This is a genomic window from Burkholderia sp. BCC0097 (assembly GCF_902832985.1).
Lineage (GTDB): Bacteria > Pseudomonadota > Gammaproteobacteria > Burkholderiales > Burkholderiaceae > Burkholderia > Burkholderia orbicola.
Genome location: NZ_CADFDM010000001.1, coordinates 834323 through 856363, shown reverse-complemented (window position 1 = coordinate 856363; position 22041 = coordinate 834323). Strand labels below are relative to the sequence as shown.

Sequence of the window (22041 nt, the reverse complement as noted above, 5' to 3'; positions counted from 1 at the left end):
AATCCTGACTATCCAGAATTCCCTATTCCGGTGCATCGCGGAGTGTCCTATGCTCGCGGCTCATCCTGTTCCGCTGCCATCATGCCTACCGCCCGCCCCGCCTCGCCGTCGATCGACCTGCGCATCCTGCTGCGCGGCATCGGGCAGGTCGTGCTGCAGGCGAATGCGCTCACCGGCGCGCTGCTGCTCGTCGCGCTGGCGCTGACCGACCTGCGGCTCGCGTGCGCGGCGCTGGTCGGCTCGGCCGCCGCCAGCATGACGGCCGTGCTGACGGGCGCCGAACGCCGCGACGTCGAACAGGGGCTGCACGGCTTCAACGGCGCGCTGGCCGCGCTGATCGCCGTGCTGTTCGCGCCCCATCCGCTCGCCGCCGTCGCGCTGGTGCCGCTGGTCGCGATCGGCGCGGCGCTCGTGCAACGCGCTATGCGCAAGCCGCTCGCCCGCTGGCGTCAGTGCCCGTATTCGAGTCCGTGCCTGGCCGTCACCGCGCTGTGGCTGCCGTTTGTCGCATTGCAGCATGCGGACGGCGCGAGCGCCGGCCCGATGCTGACGTTCGATTCCGCGGCCGCCGCGCTGTTGTCGGGCGTCGCTCAAACCACCTTCGCGCACGGCGCGTGGGCCGGCACGCTGGTCGTCGCCGGCCTCGCCGTCGGGTCGCGCCGCGCGGCCGTGTTCGCGCTTGGCGGTGCGCTCGTATCGACCGTGCTGCTGGTCGCACTCGGTGCGAACGGCGACGCATTCGCCGACGGCCTGCTCGGCTTCAACGGCGCACTCGCCGCGCTCGCGCTGATGCCGCGCGGCCCGCGTGCGGCGCTCGCGGCCGCCGCCCTCGCCGCGCTGCTCCAGTGGCTCGCGATGTGTGCGGGCATCCCCATGTTCACGGCCCCGTTCGCGCTCGCGTCGTGGGCAACCGTAGCCGTCGCGCGCCGCCTCACCCTCGGAGAACCCGATGTCATTCGCACACCGTCCTGATTCCGTGAAGCCCGGCGGCCCGATTTCGGACGCCGAACGCAAGCTGCGGGTCGACCTCGCGGCCGCGTACCGGCTCGTCGCGCTGAATGGCTGGGACGACCTGATCTACACGCATTTGTCCGCGACCGTGCCGGGCGAACCCGGCCACTTCCTGATCAACCCGTTCGGCCTCACGTTCGACGAGGTTCGCGCGTCGAATCTCGTGAAGATCGACCTGGCCGGCAACCGGATCGGCGCCAGCGAGCACGCGGTCAACGTGACCGGCTTCGCGCTGCATGCCGCCGTGCACGCCGCGCGCGCCGACGCCGTCTGCGTGATGCACCTGCACAATACGGCCGGCATCGCCGTGTCGATCCAGCGCGATGGGCTGCTGCCGGCGTCGCAGCATGCGCTGCGCTTTCATGGCGACCTCGCGTACCACGACTACGAAGCGCTCGCGTTCTCGCCGGCCGAGGGCGCGCGGCTGACCGCGAACCTCGGCGCGCAATCCGCGATGCTGCTGCGCAACCACGGCACGCTGACCGTCGGCCGGACCGTCGCCGAAGCCTACGTGCTGATGGATACGCTGATCAAGGCGTGCGACATCCAGGTGCGCGCGCAAGCCGGCGGCGGGCCGCTCGTGCTGCCGGAGCCGGCCATCGCCGAGCGCACCGCGGAACAACTGCGCGACGGCGGCGGGATCGAAGGCAAACTGGAATGGCCGGCGCTGCTGCGGCGGCTCGACCGGATCGATCCGTCGTATCGCGACTGACGTTGCCTCCGCACCCGACCGAATCGTTCACCGTCAATCGTTCAATCCATTCCAAGCGGAGCCTTATCCCATGCCGACTTTCAATATCCAGCTGTTCGAAGGCCGCACCGTCGAGCAGAAGCGCGCATTCGTCGAAGCAATCACACGCGTTACGTGCGAAACGCTCGGCTGCACGCCCGGCTCGGTCGACATCATCCTCACCGACGTGAAGAAGGAAAACTGGGCGACCGCCGGCAAGCTGTGGAGCGACGAGGGCTGAGCACCGCGTAAAAGGCCTGCGTCCGCACCACGAGGACGCGGCACCTCGCTCTCAGGCGCTCACATTTGTTAGTTATCCCAATATATTGTCATTGACATCAACATCGGCAACTACTATTTTTATCATCACGCAGACAATTTCATCACTGCATTTTACTTAACAACTATTTTCAATTCGTTCACCAAGAAGAATCGCATTTATCACAATAGCCAGCCACTCACCTTCATCGGTGTCATCGCCAGCAATGAACTCCGGCACGCAAATTCATGCCGACACTCAACTCATTACTGCAAGTAGACACCGTGAAAATCAGAACACTCCAAGGTTACTCTGCCGCCCTGCTTTTTTCGTTGATTTCCTTCGCGAATCCCGGCGCCTGCAAATCCGTATCCACGACGTCCGACACGAAGCAAGATCACCGCTCCACCACTCCTCTCGAAACATGGGAAGCCAATGAGAATGGAACGGCGTACAAAATCATCAAGGCCTCCGACAACCGCTTTCTAGTTGTATACGGAAACAAAGAGAACATTTCTGGATACATCGTATACGATCGACGCGATGGATCAAATGGCGTCGACCACGTTCCGGGGACGTCGACTTCATCCAACGTTACGGTTGGAATTCAAGAGACGAGTAGTCGATCAATCGGCGTCATGCTGAGCAGTAGCGGCGAAACCACCAGCTTCGTTGCCAAACCATACCACTCCAAAACCAAAACTCGCGGCGGGGTCCGTGCGGGGAGCTGGCTGGCGACAATCTCTGACACCCCTGTCAAGTTTCGTATCGAAAAAAACCTTGTCGATGCAACCGTCGATATCGGTCAATGCAGGCTGACCGGGAAAATCAAATCCGGCGGTCCGGAAGATGGATTGAATCTGACGCTATCGCCAACAACGTCATCCTGTGCCCCGAGGTTCGGTCATGAATTTGATGCGGTGCTGTTGTTTTCGGAAGATCTCACCGTTATCTATACGACGAAGCGAGAATCGACGAACTTCATTTTCGTCGCGCCTCCGACTACCGACAACGCTCCGGGCATGAAGCCCCAGCCCAGAAACACCTCCTGCGCACAATGGAGGGAGATGTGCCGCGCGAAGTGTTCTGCAATGACCCTACCGACCGGCAACTTCGGTTTCAAATTCTGGAACTGCGTCAACAGTTGCAACGCACTAGCCGGATGCTAACAAGGTGAATCCCATGATCACGGACAAGCAAGTCGCGCATGCCCTGAACGATATGATCCTACAAATGGGGGCCGATCTCGATCGCTCTCTGCTGCCAGTCAAGGCGTCGTGCCCGGATTCAGAATTCGTCGCCTATCGCGACTTCGTTTCCTCGCTATTGAACACGATGCTAGTCGACTTCATGAACCCGCTCTACATGCGACATCCCGACCTGAAGCCGCCGGAGTTGACTTGACCCACATCTGCAGCGTCCGGCTACGGGCGCTGCAGATGTCCGCCTCACACCCACCGCCCTTGTGCACCCGCACATCGCTTTGTCACGCAATCGGCGCATAATGCCGGACAGACGCAGCAGCCAATGGCCACCCGACGGAGACCGCCATGGAAGCGAAGAACGAGGAAGTCGTCGCACACCTGCTCTCCGACGTCGTCGAATTCGCGCGCGCTCGCCTGCCCGAAGCCACGTTCCGGATCGTCGAACCCTTCCTGCGTCACTACTACGATTTCGTCGATGCGGACGATCTGCAGAACCGCGGCATCGCCGACCTGTACGGCGCCGCGATGGCGCACTGGCAGACCGCCCAGAAATTCGTGCCCGGCAGCGAACGCCTGCGCGTGTACAACCCGATCGTCGAACAGCACGGCTGGCATTCCGACCACACGGTGATCGAGATCGTCAACGACGACATGCCGTTCCTGGTCGACTCGGTGACGATGGCCATCAACCGTCTCGGGCTCGCGCTGCATTCGGCGCTGCATCCGGTGTTCCGCATCTGGCGCGGCGCCGGCGGCGGCATCGAGCGCGTCGACGCGGGCGGCGCGACCTCAGGCGACGGCCCGTCGCAACTCGCGTCGTTCATCCATTTCGAAGTCGACCGCTGCGGCGACGCCGCATTGCTCGACACGCTGCGCGGGGACATCGCGCGCGTGCTCGGCGACGTACGCGCGTCGGTCGAGGACTGGCCGAGGATCGTCGACATCGCCCGCGCGACGATCAAGGAGATGAAGGCGCGCGAAGCGACCGCGGAAGACATCGAGGCGCGCGCGTTCCTCGAATGGATGGCCGCCGATCACTTCACGTTCCTCGGCCAGCGCGACTACGCGCTCGTATCGGACGGCACGGGCTTCGGCCTGCGCGGCATCGAGGGCTCGGGCTTCGGCATCCTGCGCGAATCGCTGCGCACGTCCGACGCGCCCGACGTGACGCCGCTGCCGCCGGCCGCCGCCGACATCATCACCGGCCAATGGCCGATCTTCGTGACCAAGGCGAATTCGCGCGCGACGGTGCACCGGCCCGGCTACCTCGACTACGTCGGCGTGAAACTCGTCGGCGCTGACGGCAAGGTCAGCGGCGAGCGCCGCTTCATCGGGCTCTACACGTCGACTGCCTATTTCGGTTCGTACACCGAGATTCCGATCGTGCGCCGCAAGTGCGCGAACATCGTGCGGCGCGCGGGCTTTTTGCCGAAAGGGCATCTCGGCAAGTCGCTCGTGACGGTGCTCGAAACCTATCCGCGCGACGAACTGTTCCAGGCCGACGAAGACCAGCTCTACGACATCGCACTCGGCATCCTGCGCCTGCAGGAACACCAGCGCACGCGGCTGTTCGTGCGACGCGACCGGTTCGACCGCTTCGTGTCGTGCCTCGTGTTCGTGCCGCGCGACAAGTACAACACCGACCTGCGACGCCGCATCGCGAAACTGCTGGTCGACGCGTACAACGGCGTGAACGTCGAATTCACGCCGCTGCTGTCGGAATCGGCGCTCGCGCGCATTCACTTCGTCGTGCATGCGGAGCCGGGCACGATGCCCGACGTCGACACGCGCGAACTCGAAACGCGGCTCGTGCAGGTCACACGCCGCTGGCAGGACGATCTCGCCGACGCGCTGCTCGACGCATTCGGCGAAGAGCAAGGCAACCGGTTGTTGCAGCGCTATGCCGATTCATTCCCGGCAGGCTATCGCGACGACTATCCAGCGCGCACGGCCGTGCGCGACATCGAGCTGATCGAGCGCGTGAAGGACTCGAACCAGCTCGCGATGAACCTGTACCGGCCGATCGAGGCCGAGCCGCGCGCGTTCCGCTTCAAGGTGTATCGCGCGGGCGACCCGATCGCGCTGTCGCGCAGCCTGCCGATGCTGGAACATCTCGGCGTGCGCGTCGACGAGGAGCGGCCGTACCGGATCCAGACGCAGGATGCCGCGCATGCGTGGGTACACGATTTCGGCCTCGAGCTCGCCGACGATACCGAATTCGACATCGAGCGCGTGAAGGGGCTGTTCGAGGATGCGTTCGACCGGATCTGGAGCGGCCGGATCGAGAACGACGACTTCAACCGCCTCGTGCTGCGCGCCCACCTGAGCGCACGCGAAGTGACGATCCTGCGCGCGTATGCGAAATATCTGCGGCAGGTCGGCTCGACCTTCAGCGACGCATATATCGAACGCGCGCTGACCGGCAATCCGGCGATCGCGCGGCAACTCGTCGAGCTGTTCCTGTTGCGCTTCGATCCGCGCATCGGCGACACGCGCGACGTGCGGGCCGAACGGCTGCTGAAGGCGATCGAAGGCGCGCTCGACCAGGTGCCGAACCTCGACGAGGATCGCATCCTGCGCCAGTTCCTTGGCGTGATCAACGCGACCGAGCGCACGAACTACTTCCTCGCCGACGCGAACGGCGAATCGAAGCCGTACCTGTCGTTCAAGTTCAACCCGGCGAAGGTGCCCGGCCTGCCCGAGCCGAAGCCGATGTTCGAGATCTGGGTGTATTCGCCGCGCGTCGAAGGCGTGCACCTGCGCGGCGGGCGCGTCGCGCGCGGCGGCCTGCGCTGGTCGGATCGCCGCGAGGATTTCCGCACCGAGGTGCTCGGGCTGATGAAGGCGCAGATGGTGAAGAACGTCGTGATCGTGCCGGTCGGCTCGAAAGGCGGCTTCGTCGTGAAGAACCCGCCGCCGCAGAGCGATCGCGAAGCGTGGATGCGCGAAGGCATCGCGTGCTACCAGACGTTCCTGCGCGGGCTGCTCGACCTCACTGACAACCTCGCCGGCAACGCGATCGTGCCGCCGCCCGACGTGGTGCGCCACGACCCCGACGATCCGTATCTTGTCGTCGCCGCCGACAAGGGCACGGCCACCTTCTCCGACTACGCGAACGCGATCTCGCACGAATACGGCTTCTGGCTCGACGACGCGTTCGCGTCCGGCGGCTCGGTCGGCTACGACCACAAGAAGATGGCGATCACCGCGCGCGGTGCATGGGAATCGGTGAAGCGGCACTTCCGCGAGATGGGCATCGACACGCAGGCCACCGACTTCACCGTGGTCGGCGTCGGCGACATGTCCGGCGACGTGTTCGGCAACGGGATGCTGCTGTCGCCGCATATCCGGCTCGTCGCCGCGTTCGATCACCGGCACGTGTTCCTCGACCCGAACCCCGACCCGGCGACGAGCTTCGCGGAGCGCCAGCGTATGTTCGCGCTCGAGCGCTCGAGCTGGGCCGACTACGATACGTCGGTGATTTCACCGGGCGGCGGCGTGTATCCGCGCACCGCGAAGACGATCCCGCTGTCGCCGGCGGTGCAGGCCGCGCTCGGCATCGACGCGCACGCGCTGCCGCCGACCGAGCTGATCCGCGCGATCCTGCAGGCGCCGGTCGACCTGCTGTACAACGGCGGCATCGGCACCTACGTGAAGGCGGCGCGCGAAACCCACGCGCAGGTCGGCGACCGCGCGAACGACGCGGTGCGCGTGAATGGCGCGGACCTGCGCTGCAAGGTCGTCGGTGAAGGCGGCAATCTCGGCTGCACGCAGTTCGGCCGCATAGAGTTCGCGCAGCGCGGCGGCCGCATCAACACCGATGCGATCGACAATTCGGCCGGCGTCGATTGTTCGGATCACGAAGTCAACATCAAGATCCTGCTCGGGCTCGTCGTGTCCGACGGCGAAATGACCGAGAAGCAGCGCAACGCGCTGCTCGCGGAAATGACCGACGAAGTCGGCCTGCTCGTGCTGCGCGACAACTACTACCAGACGCAGGCGCTGTCGATCGCGGGCCGCTACGCGGTCGAGCTGCTCGACGCCGAGGCGCGGCTGATGCGCTGGCTCGAACGCGCGGGCCGCCTGAACCGCGTGATCGAATTCCTGCCGACCGACGACGAAGTCGCCGAGCGGCAGGCCGCGAAGCTCGGCCTCACGTCGCCGGAGCGCGCGGTGCTGCTCGCGTACAGCAAGATGTGGCTCTACGACGCGCTGCTCGAATCCGACGTGCCCGAGGACCCGCTGGTGGCCGCGATGCTCGTCGACTACTTCCCGAAGCCGCTGCAACAGCGCTTCAGCGAGCCGATGCGCCGCCATCCGCTGCGCCGCGAGATTCTCGCGACGCACCTGACCAACGCGCTCGTGAACCGCGTCGGCTGCGCATTCGTGCACCGGCTGATGGAGGAAACCGACGCGAAGCCGGGCGACATCGTGCGCGCCTGCATCATGGCGCGCGACGTGTTCGACCTCGATGCGGTGTGGCGCGACATCGACGCGCTCGACAACCGCGTCGCAGACGACGTGCAGGCGCGCATGTTCGTCGACGTCGCGCGGCTGCTGGAGCGCGCGGCACTGTGGTTCCTGCGGCATCTGCAGTCGGGGGCGGTGGCCGACGGCGGCGTCGCCGGATTGATCGCGCGTTGCCGCGACGCGGTGCAGCGAATCGCGCCGCAACTGCCGTCGCTGCTGCCGGCCGACGATCTGGAAGCGCTGTCCGAGCGGCAGCGCGTGCTGGTCGACGCCGGCGTCGACAGCGCGCTCGCGGTACGCGTCGCAAGCGGCGACATTTCAGCCGCTCTGCTCGACATCGCCGAAGTGGCGGCGACCTGCAATCGCAGCCTCGAACTCGTCGCCGGCGTGTATTTCTCGCTCGGCACGCTGCTCAATTACGGATGGATCGGCGAACGCGCGGCGAACCTGCCGACGCCGACGCACTGGGACATGCTCGCGCGCGCCGCCGCACTCGCGGAAGTCGCGCGGCTCAAGCGCACGCTCGCGACCAGCGCGCTCGCGGAATCACCGGATTCGACCACGGCGGACACGATCGTCGGCGCATGGCGCGCGCGCCGCGAGGCCGCGCTCGCGCGCTACGAGCACCTGCTCGCGGATCTGCGCGCCTCCGGCGGCGCGAGCCTCGCGGTGCTGCTCGTGGTCGTGCGGGAAATGGCCGTGCTCGAACGGGCGTGACGAGCAAGACTGTCGCGACGGCTCAGACCGTCGCGACCAGCAGCTCTTCCGCGTGGTTCGGCGGCCGCAGGCCGTCCGTGCGATCGGCGAAATAACGGCGCGTCAGCTCGGCGGCCGACACGTGTTCGGCCTTCGCAAAACCTGCCTCCCGAGCGAGCGCCCGGATCTGGTCCGGCATGAAGAAGCTGATGAACGGCGTGCCGCTCGCCCGCGCGCCCTTCGCGGCCATTTCCAGCCCCGGGCGCACGTCCGGATCCGCGTTCTCCAGCGGCAGCAGGAACGTCATCGCGAACGTCGAACCCGGCGCGAGCGACGCGACTTCGCGCAGCGCGGCCGCATTCGCTTCGCGTGTCAGGTACATGCTGACGCCGGTGGACACCACGACCGCCGGCTGGCCGGCATCGAAGCCCGCACCGACGAGCGCGTCGCGCCACGACTGCTTCGCCTCGAAATCGACCGGCACGAAGCGCAGCCAGTCGGGCACGCCGTAGCCGAGTTCGACCAGGCGGCGTTGTTTCCAGCGCTGCGGCGCCGGCTGGTCGACTTCGAACACGGTCACGAACGATGCCATCTCCGGCCGGCGCTGCACGAAGCTGTCGAGCCCCGCGCCCAGGATCACGTACTGGCGCACGCCGCGCGCGGCCTGCTCGATCACGAGATCCTCGATGAAGCGCGCCCGCGCGACGATCGACGCGCGAAACGGCCGCGTAAACTGCGGGTCCATGTCGCCGCGCTGCTGCCAGCCGGGTTCGGGCGCGAGCAATTGCAGCCCGATTTCGTCCGTGAGCACATGCGGCGGTGCGTCGAGCTCGACGTGCAACGCGCGCCACAGCGCGACGCGCGCGGCCGTACCGTCGGGCGCGTCGTCTTCGCGGATCTCCGTCATGTCCGACCTCATGCGCCCTGCTTGCCCGGCGCCTGCAAACGCCACACGCGGCCGTCCGGATCGCGCACGGTCATGTCGCGCGTGCCCCAGTGCGTGCCCTCGAACGGCGTGACGACGTCGACGATCGGCTGGGGCTGCACCGCCTGCTCGTCGGCCACCTTGAGTACGACCTGCATGTCGGGCGTTTCGCTCGGCGGCACTTCCGCGATGAACAGGAACGGACCGTCGCCGCTGCGCAACTGGCCCGAGTGGTGATCGGTTTCGAATTCCAGCTTGAAGCCCAGCGCCTGAAAGAACTTCGCCGACTTGCCCCAGTTGTGGGTGGTCAGATACACGGCTTCGATTCGTTCGGATGACATGCTCACTCCTCCTGATGGGACGGTCCCGCGCCGGGCGGCGGCGCGGCCAGATACGCGCGCAACGCGTCGGCCACCAGCGCGGACAGCGATTGCTCCGTCTCGATGGCGCGATGCTTGACCTGCCGGATCAGGCCGAGCGGCAGGTACACGTTGAATTGCTTCACTTCTTCGTCGGTCATGGGTACTAGTATGCTAGCAATCTAGCAAAAGTCAATCGAGAACGATGGCGGCATGGGTGCGGGCGCCGCCGTCGGAGGTCGTGCGTCCGCGTTACTTCGCGGCGCGCGCCGCGAGCCGCTCGAACAGCGCGTCGAGATCGAATCCCGCCGTATCGATGCCGATCGTGTCGCGCAGGCACGCGGCCCAGTCGGCTGCGTTGTCGAACGTGACCGTGCGCCCGGCCCCCGCCGCGTCGCGCAGCGTCAGCACGGTGTTGAGCAGCGCCGCGCGGCCGTCCGGCAGCACGCGGCACGCGATCAGGTCGTTCACGAAGATCGATTCGGGATACGTCGACGTGAACCAGTTCGCGGCGTCGTAATCGATCCATTCGGCCGGCTTCAGCGAGAAGCGGTAGGTCGTCTGCCAGCCGTCGGGGATCTCGAACTGCATGTCGAATTCGCCGTCCACCGGCGCGTCGATCACGCGAAACGCGCCGTGCGGCGTCAGTTGCCGCTCGCCCGGCACGAAGCGCAGCGGCGCGGTCAGCGTCGCGCTGCCGAAGCCGATGTCCGCGAGCCACGCCGCGCCATCGAGGTCGATGCGCAGCAGCATGTGCGTCTGCGCGGTGACGATCTCGGGCGGCCGCATCCAGCGCACGCGCGCGATCAGCGGCGTCACGCGAAAACCGATCGTCGTGAGCGCGGTGTAGAACAGCTTGTTGAGTTCGAAGCAGTAGCCGCCACGGCGGCGCTCGATCACCTTGTCGACGAGCGCGGGCAGGTCGAGCGCGACGCGCGCGCCGGTCAGCGGATTGAGGTTTTCGAACGGAATCGCCTGCGGGTGCAGCAGATGCAGCCGGCGCAGCACGTCGAGCGTCGGCTCGGCCGGGCCGTCGTAGCCGATGCGGGAGAAATAGCGCGAGAGGTCGAACGAGTCAGTCATGAACCGGCACCGATAAGGGAACACGCCACGATAGCATCGCGCGAAATCCCCATGTTGTGCGGGCCTATCGTTCGTGCCGGCGTGCGCGATGCCGGCCGCGCATCGCACTCGCACCGGCATCCGCACTACGTTACGGCAGCAGCTTCAGCGCGGACGACGCCACCGGCGGCACCGAAATGCCCTGGCTCGTCGCGAACTGTACGGCCTGGCCGAGCGTCGCGGCAAGCGACTGCAACTGGCCCGGCGCGCTTTGCGCGATATACGACGCGGCCTGCATGCTCTGCGGATTCAGGCCCGATTGCAGCAGCGACGCGGCGCTCGTCGAGCCGAGACTGCCGAGCCCGGACTGCAGCTGCGAATACTGCGTGAGCCCCTGGCCGAGCGACGCGAGGCCGTTGCTGAACGCCTGCTTGTCGATCGGGCCGTGCGTGGCGCCGCCGCTCGCGAACGCCTGACCGAGCGCCTGCGACACCGATTGCTGCGCGCCGCCCATCTGCGACAGCGTGGCCGGCGACAGCGCATCGCCGCCGGACAACTGGCTCGCGGCCTGTTGCGCCTGCCCGGCGGCCCCGGTCAGCCCCATCGCCGACGCGAGCGACGACTGGCCGTTCAGCACCTGCTGGTTCGCACCGACATAGGCCTGCAGCAACTGCGCGACACCGCCCTGCGCAGGCGCCGCCTGCTGCTGCCCGCCGCCGAGCAGCGACGCGCCGATCGACTGCAAGTCGAGCTGCGCATGCGCGGCACCGCTCACCAGGATGCCGAACGCGATGCCTGCCGAGGCCAGATGCCGGCCCGTCGCGCGAATGTGCTTCATGTGTTTCCCTCGTGCCCGAATTGTATTGACGCGATATTGTCGAAGCGCGTCGCGCGCCGCCGCAACGACTGAAACACATCGAAACGAAATCAGGTCGCGCCGCTACTTGCAATTCGTCGAGCGGCAGGCCCCGCCGCGCGGATTCGCGCACGTTTGCCGCTCGACGTCGGGCACGGATCGCGATTCTTTCCCGGGTTGCATCAATGGATGCCGGCCCGGCTTGGCCGGCGAACCTCGGGTCGAACGATGCAGAGCGAAACGGGCAGCTCGCCACCGCCCGTTTCGTCACCCGTCACCCGGCTACCGGTTACAACCGCCTGCCGGCCGCGGCATCACGCCGCCATCCATGCCGGCACGCGCCGCGCCACCCAGTCGGCCGCCTGCTCGTAACCGTGCGCGAGCTGCAGCACGGCGAGATCGGCGCGCGGGCGCCCGATCAGTTGGATCCCCATCGGCAACCCTGCGTCGTTGAAGCCGACCGGCACGTTGATCACCGGGCAGCCGGCCAGCGTCCACGGCACGACCGTTTCCATCCAGCGGTGGTACGTGTCCATCGCGCGGCCCGCGATCTCCTTCGGCCAGCGCTGCTCGACGTCGAACGGGAACACCTGCGCGGTCGGCGCCGCGATGAAGTCGTAACGGTCGAAGAAGCTCAATACCGCCTGATGCCATGCAGTCCGTTCGACGCTCGCATCGAACACGGCCGCGCCCTGCAGCGCGAGCAGCCCTTCGACCTCGTAGATCGCCTCGGGCTTCAGCAGCGCGCGGCGCGCCGGGTCGCGATAGTGCGCGAGCAGCCCGCCGCCCGACAGCAGGTGCCGGTGCGTGAGCCACAAACGCCAGATCCGGTCGGGCGCGAACGGCGGCAGCGCGGCATCGACGTCGCAGCCGGTCTCGCGCAGCGTCGCCAGACCGTGCTCGCACTGCGCGAGCACGCCGGCCTCGGTCGCAAGATAGCCGTTCCAGTCGCCGACCCACGCGATGCGCTTGCCACGCAGGTCCGCGTCGAGCGGCTGCGCGAACACCGCCGGATCTTCCGCAAGCGACAGCGGATCGTGGCGGTCGTAGCCGGCCTGGATCGCGAGCAGTTGCGCGACGTCGCCGACGGTGCGGCCCATCGGCCCTTCGATGCCGAGTTGCTGCACGAACACGTCGACGCCCGGCCAGCGCGGCACGCGGCCCTGCGACGGACGGAAGCCGACGATGTTGCAGAACGCGGCCGGATTGCGCAGCGACCCGCCGAAATCGCTGCCGTCCGCCACCGGCAGCATCCGCGACGCGAGCGCCGCCGCCGTGCCGCCGCTGCTGCCGCCCGCGCTCTTCGTCAGGTCGTACGGGTTGCGCGTCGCGCCGTAGACCTCGTTGAACGTGTGCGAACCGAGCCCGAACTCGGGTGTATTGGTCTTGCCGATGAAGATCGCGCCGGCGGCGCGCATCCGTGCGACGCCGACGGAATCGGCCTGCGGCACGTTCTCGCGGAAGATCGGCGAGCCGTAGGTCGTGCGCAGCCCCTTGGTCATCGCCAGATCCTTCGGCGCCTGCGGCATCCCGTGCAGCCAGCCGCGGTACTCGCCGCGCGCCAGCTCCGCGTCCTTTTCCGCGGCTTCCGCCAGCAGCGCATCGCGGTCGCGCAGCGCGACGATCGCGTTGATCGCGCCGTTCACGCGCTCGATGTGATCGAGATATGAACGCATCGTCTCGACGCACGAAACCGCCTTGGTGCGGATCGCCGACGCGAGTTCGCCGGCCGACAGGCGCACGATCGGATCGACGGAAATGGAAGCGGGAGCGAGAAACTGCGGGGCGCCGTGCGGCATGCGGGTCTCCTGGAGTCGGAATGGCGGGCCGCTTGCTGGCGCTCGCTCCCCTGCCCGCCGGGAGGCCGCCGCGCCGCGGCCGATGCTCTACTCTACGTGACGCCGGGTCCTCGACCTCCGATATTTTCCGCCGCGATTCATTGAGGTTCCGACTAAATCCGGGCGTCCCAGGCCGAAGTGCCCAGGCCAGCAGCGACGGATGAAATCGTTTATGCGCATAAACTTAAATTTTTTATATTTTTAATCGGTGCGCCACCGGACCGCGCATGTTGACGACATTTTTATGCGGCCAGCCGATCTCTTTAGATCGTTTCGCGCGGCCGCCCGCTACGCTGGAAGCACTTCGTTTCGGGGTTCATCGTCCATGCTCAAGCTGCTGGTTCCGGTCGGTCATTCGCCGCGCTCGCTTCAGGCGGTTCGCCATGCGACGTTTCTGTATCGCGAGCGCTGCGCATCGGAGGTCGTACTGATCAACGTACAGGCGCCGCTCGAATCGACGCGGCTCGAGGCCTGGCACCCGCTGTCGCGGTTGCGTGCGATCGAAGAAAAATTCGCATCCGGTGATCTGGCGATGGCGGAACGGATTCTGAAGGAGGCCGGTGTCAAATACACCGTCGTGATGAAGGTCGGCCCGGTGGCCGACACGATCGCGGCCGTGGCAGCCGAGACCGGGTGCGACGAAATCGTGGTGGTCGCGCCGCGGCATGATCCGCTGCACACGTTGATGGCGGTGTTCCGGCGCAGCGTGATGGCCCGGCTGGTGCGGATTTCGAACGTGCCGGTGACGGCGGTGCAATAACGGGTGCGGCAGGTCGCGCGTGCGCATCGTGCGCACGCTGTCGCGCGGCGCTTAGTCGATGACCTTGCGCCAGAACACGAAATAGGCGGCCGCCGAAGACGCCAGCAGCAGGATGGCCCACATCGGGGCAAGACTGATCAGCACGGAAGAGACGTTCAACATTTGGATTCCTCACTATTTAGACAGCGATATTCAACACCTGCGTGCTTGCCGGACCCGATGCGTTGATCCCGCATCACGCTCCGTCAAATCATGCATTCATGCTATCGCCTTGAACGGTCGCGCGGCCGCCGCCGCCCGCCCGCACCCTGACATTCGTCAAACTCCCGCGCATTGCCCGTCCGTCGGGCGGCGGGGAAAAACAGGACGGGATCGCCCTGCCCCCACCGCTTTCAGCAGACGTTTACCGGGGGAAGCCCCAAGTGCTTCGTCGGACGTGTCCGCGTTACGCTTGAGCGACGAGGAGACGAACCATGAGACGAGCCGTCCATATCGCTGTTTTTGCCCTGCTGGCGTATCTCATCGGCGATCGCGCGATCCTGCACGCGCAGGGCCGCGACGCCAGCCCGCTCGCGTGCGAGCAAGGCGCCGCGCAGGTGAAGGCCGACGCGCTCGGTCGCGGCTTCGGCGAAGCCGCCGCCGGCAGCCAGAGCGAGGCCTTCATGTCGGGCTGCCTGGTGACGGGCCGCGGCAATCAGGACGTCGCGATGGCGGCGCGCTGACGCGTATCATCATCCGGCGGCGAGCCCGCCACGCCCGAAGTCGCGGGCGCGGGCGCCGGTTCGTGCTGCCCGCCGCCACTGCCCCGATCGACATTTCGACGGACGTCACCGTCCGCCCTCCCTGCCCGTTACGCCCGACATGACCCATTCGAACACCGAGTTGATCCAGCGCTTCTACACGGCCTTCCAGCAGCGCGACATCGACGCGATGCTCGCGTGCTATGCCGACGACATCGTGTTCAGCGATCCGGCGTTCGGCGAACTGCGCGGCGAACTCGCGCGCGACATGTGGCGAATGCTGGTCGCGCGGGCCCAGGAGTTCTCGCTGACGTTCGGCGAAGTCGCCGCGGACGATCAGGCCGGGCGCGCGAAGTGGAGCGCGCAATACCGGTTCGCCGCGACCGGACGGAGGGTGGTCAACCGGATCGACGCCCGCTTCCGGTTTCGCGATGGACGCATCGTCGAGCATCGCGACCATTTCGACCTGTGGCGCTGGGCGCGTCAGGCGCTCGGGATGAAGGGCGCGCTGCTCGGCTGGACGCCTTTCATGCAGCGCGCGATCCGCGCGCAGGCACGGAAAAATCTCGACGCATATCGGGCCAAACGAAAATAAGCCGCGCGCCGCGGCCGCTTCGCTACGGCTTCATCGTCGCGTTGATCAGGTCGTAGGCCATGTCCGGCGCCACGCCGTCCGGGTTCGTCAGGCCGTTCTGGCGATACCAGCTTTCATCGGCTTCGGGATGCGGGCCGGCAAGGCCGACGCGCCCCTTGCCGTAGCGGTACGTGGCGGCCGCGATGTCCTTGTTCGGGTAGATCGCCAGCACGATCCCGCCGGAGCCGAGCGGCGCGACCGGCAGCCTCGCGCCGTCCTGATAGTAGATCCAGCGCTTTTTCCCGCGCCAGACGACCGGCGTCACCGTGTCGGCGATGCCGTGCAGCGTCGAACCCGGCCGGTCGACCTCGGAGTCGATATCGCCGGCAACCAGCCCGAAACCCTGCGCGCCGGCCAGGTACGCGCCCATGCAGAGCCCCAGGTATCGGCCGCCGTTGGCGACGTACTGGCGCACGGCCCTGATCGCATGTCGGCCGATGCCGGCCGCCGCGCCCGGAATGTCCTGCCCGCCGCCCGGCTGCACATAGAGCGCCGCACCGGCCAGCGCCGCGGGCGTGATCTTGAGCGGTTCCGCCGGCCCCACGTAGATCACCCGGAACCGGTAGTCCGACTCCCGCAGGCGGGCGGCGATGGTTTCGGGGCACCCGTCGCACGCGGCAGGGCCGCGATAGACCAGCGCGACCGGCCGGCTGGCCGCGTCGCGCGCTGCGTCGCCGGTCGTGGCCGCGTGAACGACCGGCGACGCGACGAGCGCCGCCATCAGGAAAATCGCGTCTCTGGAGCGCATGTCGTGGATCGCCGAAGTCAAGGGAATCGCTGCCGCTCGAGCCGGATCGACAGGCGCGCGCCTGTTTCCGCCTCCCGTTCCGGAACCCGATTGCAAGCTGCGTGACAGAAGCGTAGCCGCCCGAATGCGCGTCGTGTGTACCGTTTCCTGCGGGCTTGTGCAGATATGTGCGACACCGACGACCTGAACCGACACCCTGCATCCACCCGCCGGACCCCGCCCGGCAAGGCCCGCTCCGCCATGGAGCCGCGCCTCCCGTCTTTCGCGTCACCAAGTCTTATATAAGACATAAGACATTTGACGTTCCACCTCATTGAGATTAGAATCCCGCTCAAAGCAGTGCCTGGAATCGCCCCGGAGTGCCGGCAAGGCCTTCCCCTCCAACGCAATATCAGCAGGTCTCCCCATGCTTGAAAACTTTCGTGCTCACGTGGCCGCCCGCGCCGCGCTCGGTATTCCTCCCCTGCCGCTGACGGCTCAGCAAACCGCCGAACTGGTCGAATTGCTGACGAACCCGCCGGCCGGCGAAGAGCAGACGCTGCTCGACCTGATCACCCATCGCGTGCCCGCCGGCGTCGACGAAGCCGCCCGCGTGAAGGCCGGCTTCCTGGCCGCCGTCGCGAAAGGCGAGACCGCCTGCCCGCTGATCTCGCGCGAACGCGCGACCGAACTCCTCGGCACGATGCTCGGCGGCTACAACATCCAGCCGCTGATCGAGCTGCTGTCCGACGAAGCCGTCGCGGCCGTCGCCGCCGACGCGCTGAAGAAAACCCTGCTGATGTTCGACCAGTTCCATGACGTGAAGGAACTCGCCGACAAGGGCAACGCGCACGCGAAGGCCGTGCTGCAGAGCTGGGCCGATGCCGAATGGTTCACGAGCCGTCCGGAAGTGCCGGAAAGCCTGACCATCACCGTGTTCAAGGTCACGGGCGAAACCAACACCGACGACCTGTCGCCGGCACCGGACGCCACCACCCGCCCCGACATCCCGATGCACGCGCTGGCGATGCTGAAGAACGCGCGCCCGGGCATCACGCCGGAAGAAGACGGCAAGCGCGGCCCGGTCAAGTTCATCGAATCGCTGAAGGAAAAGGGTCATCTGGTCGCCTACGTCGGCGACGTGGTCGGCACCGGCTCCTCGCGCAAGTCGGCCACCAACTCGGTGCTGTGGTTCACCGGCGAAGACATCCCGTTCGTCCCGAACAAGCGCTTCGGCGGCGTGTGCCTCGGCGGCAAGATCGCCCCGATCTTCTACAACACGATGGAAGACGCCGGCGCGCTGCCGATCGAGCTCGACGTGTCGCAGATGAACATGGGCGACGTGGTCGAACTGCGCCCGTACGAAGGCAAGGCGCTGAAGGACGGCAAGGTCATCGCCGAATTCCAGGTGAAGTCCGACGTGCTGTTCGACGAAGTGCGCGCCGGCGGCCGCATTCCGCTGATCATCGGCCGCGGCCTGACCGCGAAGGCGCGTGAAGCGCTCGGCCTCGCGCCGTCGACGCTGTTCCGCCTGCCGCACCAGCCGGCCGATAGCGGCAAGGGTTTCTCGCTCGCGCAGAAGATGGTCGGCCGCGCGTGCGGTCTGCCGGAAGGCCAGGGCGTGCGCCCGGGCACGTACTGCGAACCGAAGATGACCTCGGTCGGCTCGCAGGACACCACGGGCCCGATGACCCGTGACGAACTGAAGGATCTCGCGTGCCTCGGCTTCTCGGCCGACCTCGTGATGCAGTCGTTCTGCCACACCGCCGCGTATCCGAAGCCGGTCGACGTGAAGACGCACCAGACGCTGCCGAACTTCATCAGCACGCGTGGCGGCATCGCGCTGCGCCCGGGCGACGGCGTGATCCACTCGTGGCTGAACCGCATGCTGCTGCCCGACACCGTCGGCACCGGCGGCGATTCGCACACGCGCTTCCCGATCGGCATCAGCTTCCCGGCAGGCTCGGGCCTGGTCGCGTTCGCGGCCGCCACCGGCACGATGCCGCTGGACATGCCGGAATCGGTGCTGGTCCGCTTCAAGGGCAAGATGCAGCCGGGCGTCACGCTGCGTGACCTCGTCAACGCGATCCCGCTGTACGCGATCAAGCAAGGCATGCTGACGGTCGCCAAGCAGGGCAAGAAGAACATCTTCTCGGGCCGCATTCTCGAAATCGAAGGCCTGCCGGACCTGAAGATCGAGCAAGCGTTCGAGCTGTCGGATGCGTCCGCCGAGCGTTCGGCTGCCGGTTGCACGGTGCACCTGAACAAGGAACCGATCATCGAGTACCTGAACAGCAACGTCACGCTGCTCAAGTGGATGATCGCGCAGGGCTACCAGGACCCGCGCAGCCTGCAACGCCGCATCGCGGCGATGGAACAGTGGCTGGCCGACCCGCAACTGTTGTCGCCGGATGCCGACGCCGAATACGCGGCCGTCATCGAGATCGACCTCGCCGACATCCACGAGCCGATCGTCGCCTGCCCGAACGACCCGGACGACGTGAAGACGCTGTCCGACGTCGCCGGTGCGAAGATCGACGAAGTGTTCATCGGCTCGTGCATGACCAACATCGGCCACTTCCGTGCCGCGTCGAAGCTGCTCGAAGGCAAGCGCGACATTCCGGTCAAGCTGTGGGTCGCGCCGCCGACCAAGATGGACCAGAAGCAACTGACGGAAGAAGGGCACTACGGCGTGTTCGGCACGGCCGGCGCACGGACCGAAATGCCGGGCTGCTCGCTGTGCATGGGCAACCAGGCACAGGTGCGCGAAGGCGCGACCGTCATGTCGACGTCGACCCGCAACTTCCCGAACCGACTGGGCAAGAACACGAACGTGTACCTCGGCTCGGCGGAACTGGCCGCGATCTGCTCGCGTCTGGGCAAGATCCCGACCAAGGAAGAGTACATGGCCGACATGGGCGTGCTCACCGCGAACGGCGACAAGATCTACCAGTACATGAACTTCGACCAGATCGAGGACTTCAAGGAAGTGGCCGACACCGTGCAGGTGTAAGCACGCAGTCGGACTGCGGCGGGTGGTCGACGTCGCAGCGCACCGAAAGGCGCCGCGGGCCGAATGGCCGCGGCGCTTTTTTTATGCAGGGTGGAAACGACATCGCGATCGCCGCTGCACGACACGCATGCGGCGTCGCCGCTCGGCTCACGAAGGATCGTGCCGGATCACCAGTTCGTTGAAGCCAGTGCCCGCGTCTGGCTCGCGCGAGAAACGATGCGCGGGCAGCAGCGCAAGCAGGATCTCGGCCGTCGTGCGCACCACGCAGCCGCTCGCGACATGGCCGCCCGTCACGCGGCCGTCCGCATCCGAGACCGACATATGCAGATGGGCGCCGTCCGGCGATACCGAGCCGGCGAGCGTCAGGATTTCGAGGTCGCCGCGCAACTCGGTCGGCTGGTCGATGCCGGCGAAGCGCAAATGCGCGACGTGCAGGCTGCCGATGCCCTGGATCACGAAGGCCGCGTGCGCTTCGTGCCGATGTAGCGCTGCCTCGATGGCACCGCGCAGATCGTCGCCGGGGGAAAGACGCAAAGGATGGGCTTGCATGGTCGAGAACCTGCTGGTCGATCGTGGGGTCGACCAAGCGTACGTTCGCCCGGCGAATTCGGCAAGTCGGCCGCTTACGTGCCGCGATCGCTTGCCAGCAACCCGTACAGCGCGCTGTCCGACACTTCGTCGCCGACGATCCAGCGTTCGCGCAGCAGCCCTTCCCGCACGAAGCCGAGCCGCTCGAGCAGCCCCGCCGACGCAGCGTTGCGCGGATCGATATCGGCCTCGAGCCGGTTCAGCCGCAGCGTGCCGAAGGCATGGTCGATCAACGCCGACGCCGCTTCGCGCATGTATCCGCCGCGCCAGAACGCGCGCCGCAGGCTAAAGCCGATCTCGGCGCGCCGGCATTGCTCGTTCGCATGGAACAGCGCGCATTCGCCGAGCGCTTCGCCGGTTTCCCGCAGCGCCAGCACGCAGGTCAGGCTCCCCCCGCTCGCGGACGTCTGCACGTTGCGCGCGACGCGCGCCTCGGCCTGCTCGATCTGCGTCATCGGCGAGAACGAGAAGTAGCGCATCGCTTCCGCATCGGACCAGATCTCGAAGAAGGCCGGCGCGTCGGCGTCGCGAAGCGGCCGCAGCACGAGGCGGGAAGTAGTCAGCGTGACGGGTTCGAACAGGGGCATGGCATTCGTCTAACGAAATCGGGACCGTGAATTAGAACACGCGAGCCGCGCGCCAACAATCGCGCGTACGCTCGGCGCCCTGCTCACCATTGCGGGATCGCCGCGAAACAAAAAGGCCCGGGGAACATCGCCCGAGCCTTTCGGTTCACGCCATCCGCCGCTGCGGAATACGCTTACGCTTCGAGCGCTTCCAGCACCTTCCCCTTCGTCTCGATCCCGACGAAATGCACGGTCACCGCCGCGATCAGCGGCACGATGCCGATCAGGTAGAACGCCGGCGCGAGATTCCCGCCGATGATCGCGTGCGGCACGACCATCGGCGCGACGAACGACGCGATCTTCAGCCACGCGCTGCCGAGCCCGCAGCCCGACGCGCGGATGCTCGTCGGATACTGCTCCGGCGTGTAGACGTACGCGGTAATGAAGCCCGACGCCATCAACCCGAGCGACAGCGAGCAGAAGATCGCGACCACGTACACCGACGCCGCGTGATAGATGCCCGCGAGCGCCAGCGACAGCGCGCACAGCACGAACGACCACACGATCACCGGCTTGCGGCCGAGCTTGTCGACCAGCAGCGCTGAGGCCAGCGACCCGAGCACGCCCATCACCGACCCGATCACCGCGAGATTCAGCGCGAGTTGCAGCGGCGCGTGATAGAAGTTCTTGTAGATCGTCGGCAACCATGTCGACAACCCGTACTGGATGAAGCCGCAGGTCGCCCACAACGTCGCCACCGCGAGCGTACGCTTGCGATACGCGGCGCTGAACAGGTCGCTCATCCTGCGCTTCGGATGCTGGCGCACCATCTCGTCGAACGCGGCCGCCTGCGTGACCGGCGGCAGCTCGCCGCGTACCGATCCTTCGAACACGCCGACCGCACGCCCGGCTTCCGCGAGCCGCCCGCGCGATGCGAGCCAGCGCGGCGATTCGGGCACGAGGCGCGCGAGCACGAGCGAGAGGATCACCGGCAGCCCGCCGACGAAGTACATGATCTCCCAGCCGAAGCGCGGCACGAGCCACGCGCCGAGCGCCATCGACACGAGCAGGCCGATCGGGAACACGATCTCGTACAGCAGCACGAAGCGGCCGCGGCCATGCGCGCGCGTGATCTCGTTGATGTACGTCGCCGCGACCGGCAACTCGCCGCCGAGCCCGAGCCCCTGCAGGATTCGCAGCAGCACGAACACCTCGAAGGTCGGCGCGAAGCCGCACGCGATACTTGTGATGCCGATCACGGCCGAGCTCCACGCGATCGCTTTCACGCGGCCATGCTTTTCAGCGAGCGCGGGAAACAGGAATGCGCCGATCAGCTGGCCGATCGCGCCGGACGCGATCAGCATGCCGATCTGCGTCGGCGACAGCCCCCATTTGTGAATCAGCAGCGGCAGCGTCGCCGCGATCGTGATCACGTCGAAGCCGTCGAAAAACGTCGCGGTGCCGATCAGCACGCGTGCGCGGATCTGCATCGCGTTGGCCGGAAGCCGCTCGAGCCGCGCGATGATCGCGCCGGGCGTGGAGGCGGCAGCTTCCATCGTGGCCTTGCCGGCCACGACGTTGTCGAAAGTGCTCATGCGGAGG

20 protein-coding genes are annotated in these 22041 nt (G+C 66.7%); 10 read left to right on the top strand and 10 right to left on the bottom strand.

Annotated elements, in window-relative coordinates; translation table 11 throughout:
* The first annotated feature begins 81 nt into the window (after window positions 1–81).
* The 6 genes from HWX07_RS03795 (at window position 82) to HWX07_RS03770 (ending at window position 8392) form a co-directional block, all read left to right on the top strand.
* Window positions 82–972 carry an urea transporter gene (locus tag HWX07_RS03795; protein ID WP_175875230.1) on the top strand — a complete coding sequence of 297 codons (891 nt, stop codon included), beginning with the start codon at window positions 82–84 and terminating at the stop codon, window positions 970–972.
* Complete coding sequence (locus HWX07_RS03790) at window positions 950–1723, top strand: class II aldolase/adducin family protein (protein WP_175875229.1); 774 nt, start codon at window positions 950–952, stop codon at window positions 1721–1723. Before HWX07_RS03795 ends, HWX07_RS03790 begins: the two co-directional genes overlap by 23 nt.
* Window positions 1724–1793: 70 nt before the next feature.
* On the top strand, window positions 1794–1982 hold the full coding sequence (locus HWX07_RS03785; RefSeq protein ID WP_059783078.1) for a 4-oxalocrotonate tautomerase: 189 nt from the start codon (window positions 1794–1796) through the stop codon (window positions 1980–1982).
* A gap of 266 nt (window positions 1983–2248) precedes the next feature.
* Window positions 2249–3169 carry a hypothetical protein gene (locus HWX07_RS03780; protein ID WP_175875228.1) on the top strand — a complete coding sequence of 307 codons (921 nt, stop codon included), beginning with the start codon at window positions 2249–2251 and terminating at the stop codon, window positions 3167–3169.
* A 13-nt stretch (window positions 3170–3182) separates the two neighbouring features.
* Window positions 3183–3404 (top strand): hypothetical protein, encoded by a 222-nt coding sequence (locus tag HWX07_RS03775; RefSeq protein WP_175875227.1) that lies wholly within the window; start codon window positions 3183–3185, stop codon window positions 3402–3404.
* Between the two features lie 146 nt (window positions 3405–3550).
* Window positions 3551–8392, top strand: coding sequence for an NAD-glutamate dehydrogenase (locus HWX07_RS03770; protein ID WP_175875226.1), 4842 nt, complete (start codon window positions 3551–3553; stop codon window positions 8390–8392).
* 22 nt (window positions 8393–8414) lie between these two features.
* Here HWX07_RS03770 and HWX07_RS03765 read toward each other — a convergent pair whose 3' ends face one another.
* From HWX07_RS03765 to HWX07_RS03740, 6 genes are all read right to left on the bottom strand, one after another.
* Window positions 8415–9278 (bottom strand): class I SAM-dependent methyltransferase, encoded by an 864-nt coding sequence (locus tag HWX07_RS03765; protein ID WP_175875225.1) that lies wholly within the window; start codon window positions 9276–9278, stop codon window positions 8415–8417.
* Window positions 9279–9286: 8 nt separating this feature from the next.
* Window positions 9287–9637, bottom strand: coding sequence for a VOC family protein (locus tag HWX07_RS03760; protein ID WP_175875224.1), 351 nt, complete (start codon window positions 9635–9637; stop codon window positions 9287–9289).
* Window positions 9638–9639: 2 nt separating this feature from the next.
* Entirely contained in the window at window positions 9640–9816 is a 177-nt protein-coding gene (locus HWX07_RS03755; RefSeq protein WP_175875223.1) for a CopG family transcriptional regulator, read from the bottom strand.
* 91 nt (window positions 9817–9907) lie between these two features.
* Window positions 9908–10738, bottom strand: a complete 831-nt coding sequence (locus HWX07_RS03750) for an arylamine N-acetyltransferase (protein WP_175875222.1) — start codon at window positions 10736–10738, stop codon at window positions 9908–9910.
* A 130-nt stretch (window positions 10739–10868) separates the two neighbouring features.
* A complete protein-coding gene (locus tag HWX07_RS03745; RefSeq protein ID WP_175875221.1) occupies window positions 10869–11555 on the bottom strand; it encodes a hypothetical protein in 687 nt (228 codons plus the stop codon).
* A 332-nt stretch (window positions 11556–11887) separates the two neighbouring features.
* Window positions 11888–13372 carry an amidase gene (locus HWX07_RS03740; RefSeq protein WP_175875220.1) on the bottom strand — a complete coding sequence of 495 codons (1485 nt, stop codon included), beginning with the start codon at window positions 13370–13372 and terminating at the stop codon, window positions 11888–11890.
* A gap of 364 nt (window positions 13373–13736) precedes the next feature.
* Between HWX07_RS03740 and HWX07_RS03735 the strand changes: the two genes are divergently transcribed.
* From HWX07_RS03735 to HWX07_RS03725, 3 genes are all read left to right on the top strand, one after another.
* Window positions 13737–14171 carry a universal stress protein gene (locus tag HWX07_RS03735; RefSeq protein WP_175875472.1) on the top strand — a complete coding sequence of 145 codons (435 nt, stop codon included), beginning with the start codon at window positions 13737–13739 and terminating at the stop codon, window positions 14169–14171.
* A 473-nt stretch (window positions 14172–14644) separates the two neighbouring features.
* On the top strand, window positions 14645–14893 hold the full coding sequence (locus HWX07_RS03730) for a hypothetical protein (protein WP_006478739.1): 249 nt from the start codon (window positions 14645–14647) through the stop codon (window positions 14891–14893).
* Between the two features lie 139 nt (window positions 14894–15032).
* Window positions 15033–15506 carry a nuclear transport factor 2 family protein gene (locus HWX07_RS03725; protein ID WP_124460524.1) on the top strand — a complete coding sequence of 158 codons (474 nt, stop codon included), beginning with the start codon at window positions 15033–15035 and terminating at the stop codon, window positions 15504–15506.
* Window positions 15507–15528: 22 nt separating this feature from the next.
* Here the strand turns inward: HWX07_RS03725 and HWX07_RS03720 are convergent, their stop codons facing one another.
* Window positions 15529–16293 (bottom strand): BPL-N domain-containing protein, encoded by a 765-nt coding sequence (locus HWX07_RS03720; protein ID WP_175875219.1) that lies wholly within the window; start codon window positions 16291–16293, stop codon window positions 15529–15531.
* 406 nt (window positions 16294–16699) lie between these two features.
* Between HWX07_RS03720 and acnB the strand changes: the two genes are divergently transcribed.
* Window positions 16700–19285: a bifunctional aconitate hydratase 2/2-methylisocitrate dehydratase gene (gene acnB / locus HWX07_RS03715; RefSeq protein WP_175875218.1), complete on the top strand. Its 2586-nt coding sequence runs from the start codon at window positions 16700–16702 to the stop codon at window positions 19283–19285.
* A gap of 147 nt (window positions 19286–19432) precedes the next feature.
* On the opposite strand, the gene HWX07_RS03710 is transcribed toward acnB, so the two are convergent.
* The 3 genes from HWX07_RS03710 to HWX07_RS03700 all read right to left on the bottom strand — a co-directional run bounded on the left by HWX07_RS03710 (window position 19433) and on the right by HWX07_RS03700 (window position 22034).
* A complete protein-coding gene (locus tag HWX07_RS03710) occupies window positions 19433–19834 on the bottom strand; it encodes a PPC domain-containing DNA-binding protein (RefSeq protein ID WP_175875217.1) in 402 nt (133 codons plus the stop codon).
* Between the two features lie 74 nt (window positions 19835–19908).
* Window positions 19909–20460 carry a GNAT family N-acetyltransferase gene (locus HWX07_RS03705; protein ID WP_175875216.1) on the bottom strand — a complete coding sequence of 184 codons (552 nt, stop codon included), beginning with the start codon at window positions 20458–20460 and terminating at the stop codon, window positions 19909–19911.
* Between the two features lie 173 nt (window positions 20461–20633).
* Entirely contained in the window at window positions 20634–22034 is a 1401-nt protein-coding gene (locus HWX07_RS03700) for an MFS transporter (protein WP_175875215.1), read from the bottom strand.
* Window positions 22035–22041 lie beyond the last annotated feature (7 nt).

What these genes read in the sequence shown, in the direction of transcription:
- acnB (WP_175875218.1), top strand. Translation starts at nt 16,700, where the DNA reads ATGCTTGAAAACTTTCGTGCTCACGTGGCCGCCCGCGCCGCGCTCGGT.
- HWX07_RS03755 (WP_175875223.1), bottom strand. Translation starts at nt 9,816, where the DNA reads ATGACCGACGAAGAAGTGAAGCAATTCAACGTGTACCTGCCGCTCGGC.
- HWX07_RS03745 (WP_175875221.1), bottom strand. Translation starts at nt 11,555, where the DNA reads ATGAAGCACATTCGCGCGACGGGCCGGCATCTGGCCTCGGCAGGCATC.
- HWX07_RS03705 (WP_175875216.1), bottom strand. Translation starts at nt 20,460, where the DNA reads ATGCCCCTGTTCGAACCCGTCACGCTGACTACTTCCCGCCTCGTGCTG.
- HWX07_RS03760 (WP_175875224.1), bottom strand. Translation starts at nt 9,637, where the DNA reads ATGTCATCCGAACGAATCGAAGCCGTGTATCTGACCACCCACAACTGG.
- HWX07_RS03720 (WP_175875219.1), bottom strand. Translation starts at nt 16,293, where the DNA reads ATGCGCTCCAGAGACGCGATTTTCCTGATGGCGGCGCTCGTCGCGTCG.
- HWX07_RS03700 (WP_175875215.1), bottom strand. Translation starts at nt 22,034, where the DNA reads ATGAGCACTTTCGACAACGTCGTGGCCGGCAAGGCCACGATGGAAGCT.
- HWX07_RS03775 (WP_175875227.1), top strand. Translation starts at nt 3,183, where the DNA reads ATGATCACGGACAAGCAAGTCGCGCATGCCCTGAACGATATGATCCTA.
- HWX07_RS03765 (WP_175875225.1), bottom strand. Translation starts at nt 9,278, where the DNA reads ATGACGGAGATCCGCGAAGACGACGCGCCCGACGGTACGGCCGCGCGC.
- HWX07_RS03710 (WP_175875217.1), bottom strand. Translation starts at nt 19,834, where the DNA reads ATGCAAGCCCATCCTTTGCGTCTTTCCCCCGGCGACGATCTGCGCGGT.
- HWX07_RS03790 (WP_175875229.1), top strand. Translation starts at nt 950, where the DNA reads ATGTCATTCGCACACCGTCCTGATTCCGTGAAGCCCGGCGGCCCGATT.
- HWX07_RS03740 (WP_175875220.1), bottom strand. Translation starts at nt 13,372, where the DNA reads ATGCCGCACGGCGCCCCGCAGTTTCTCGCTCCCGCTTCCATTTCCGTC.
- HWX07_RS03735 (WP_175875472.1), top strand. Translation starts at nt 13,737, where the DNA reads ATGCTCAAGCTGCTGGTTCCGGTCGGTCATTCGCCGCGCTCGCTTCAG.
- HWX07_RS03795 (WP_175875230.1), top strand. Translation starts at nt 82, where the DNA reads ATGCCTACCGCCCGCCCCGCCTCGCCGTCGATCGACCTGCGCATCCTG.
- HWX07_RS03725 (WP_124460524.1), top strand. Translation starts at nt 15,033, where the DNA reads ATGACCCATTCGAACACCGAGTTGATCCAGCGCTTCTACACGGCCTTC.
- HWX07_RS03770 (WP_175875226.1), top strand. Translation starts at nt 3,551, where the DNA reads ATGGAAGCGAAGAACGAGGAAGTCGTCGCACACCTGCTCTCCGACGTC.
- HWX07_RS03730 (WP_006478739.1), top strand. Translation starts at nt 14,645, where the DNA reads ATGAGACGAGCCGTCCATATCGCTGTTTTTGCCCTGCTGGCGTATCTC.
- HWX07_RS03780 (WP_175875228.1), top strand. Translation starts at nt 2,249, where the DNA reads ATGCCGACACTCAACTCATTACTGCAAGTAGACACCGTGAAAATCAGA.
- HWX07_RS03785 (WP_059783078.1), top strand. Translation starts at nt 1,794, where the DNA reads ATGCCGACTTTCAATATCCAGCTGTTCGAAGGCCGCACCGTCGAGCAG.
- HWX07_RS03750 (WP_175875222.1), bottom strand. Translation starts at nt 10,738, where the DNA reads ATGACTGACTCGTTCGACCTCTCGCGCTATTTCTCCCGCATCGGCTAC.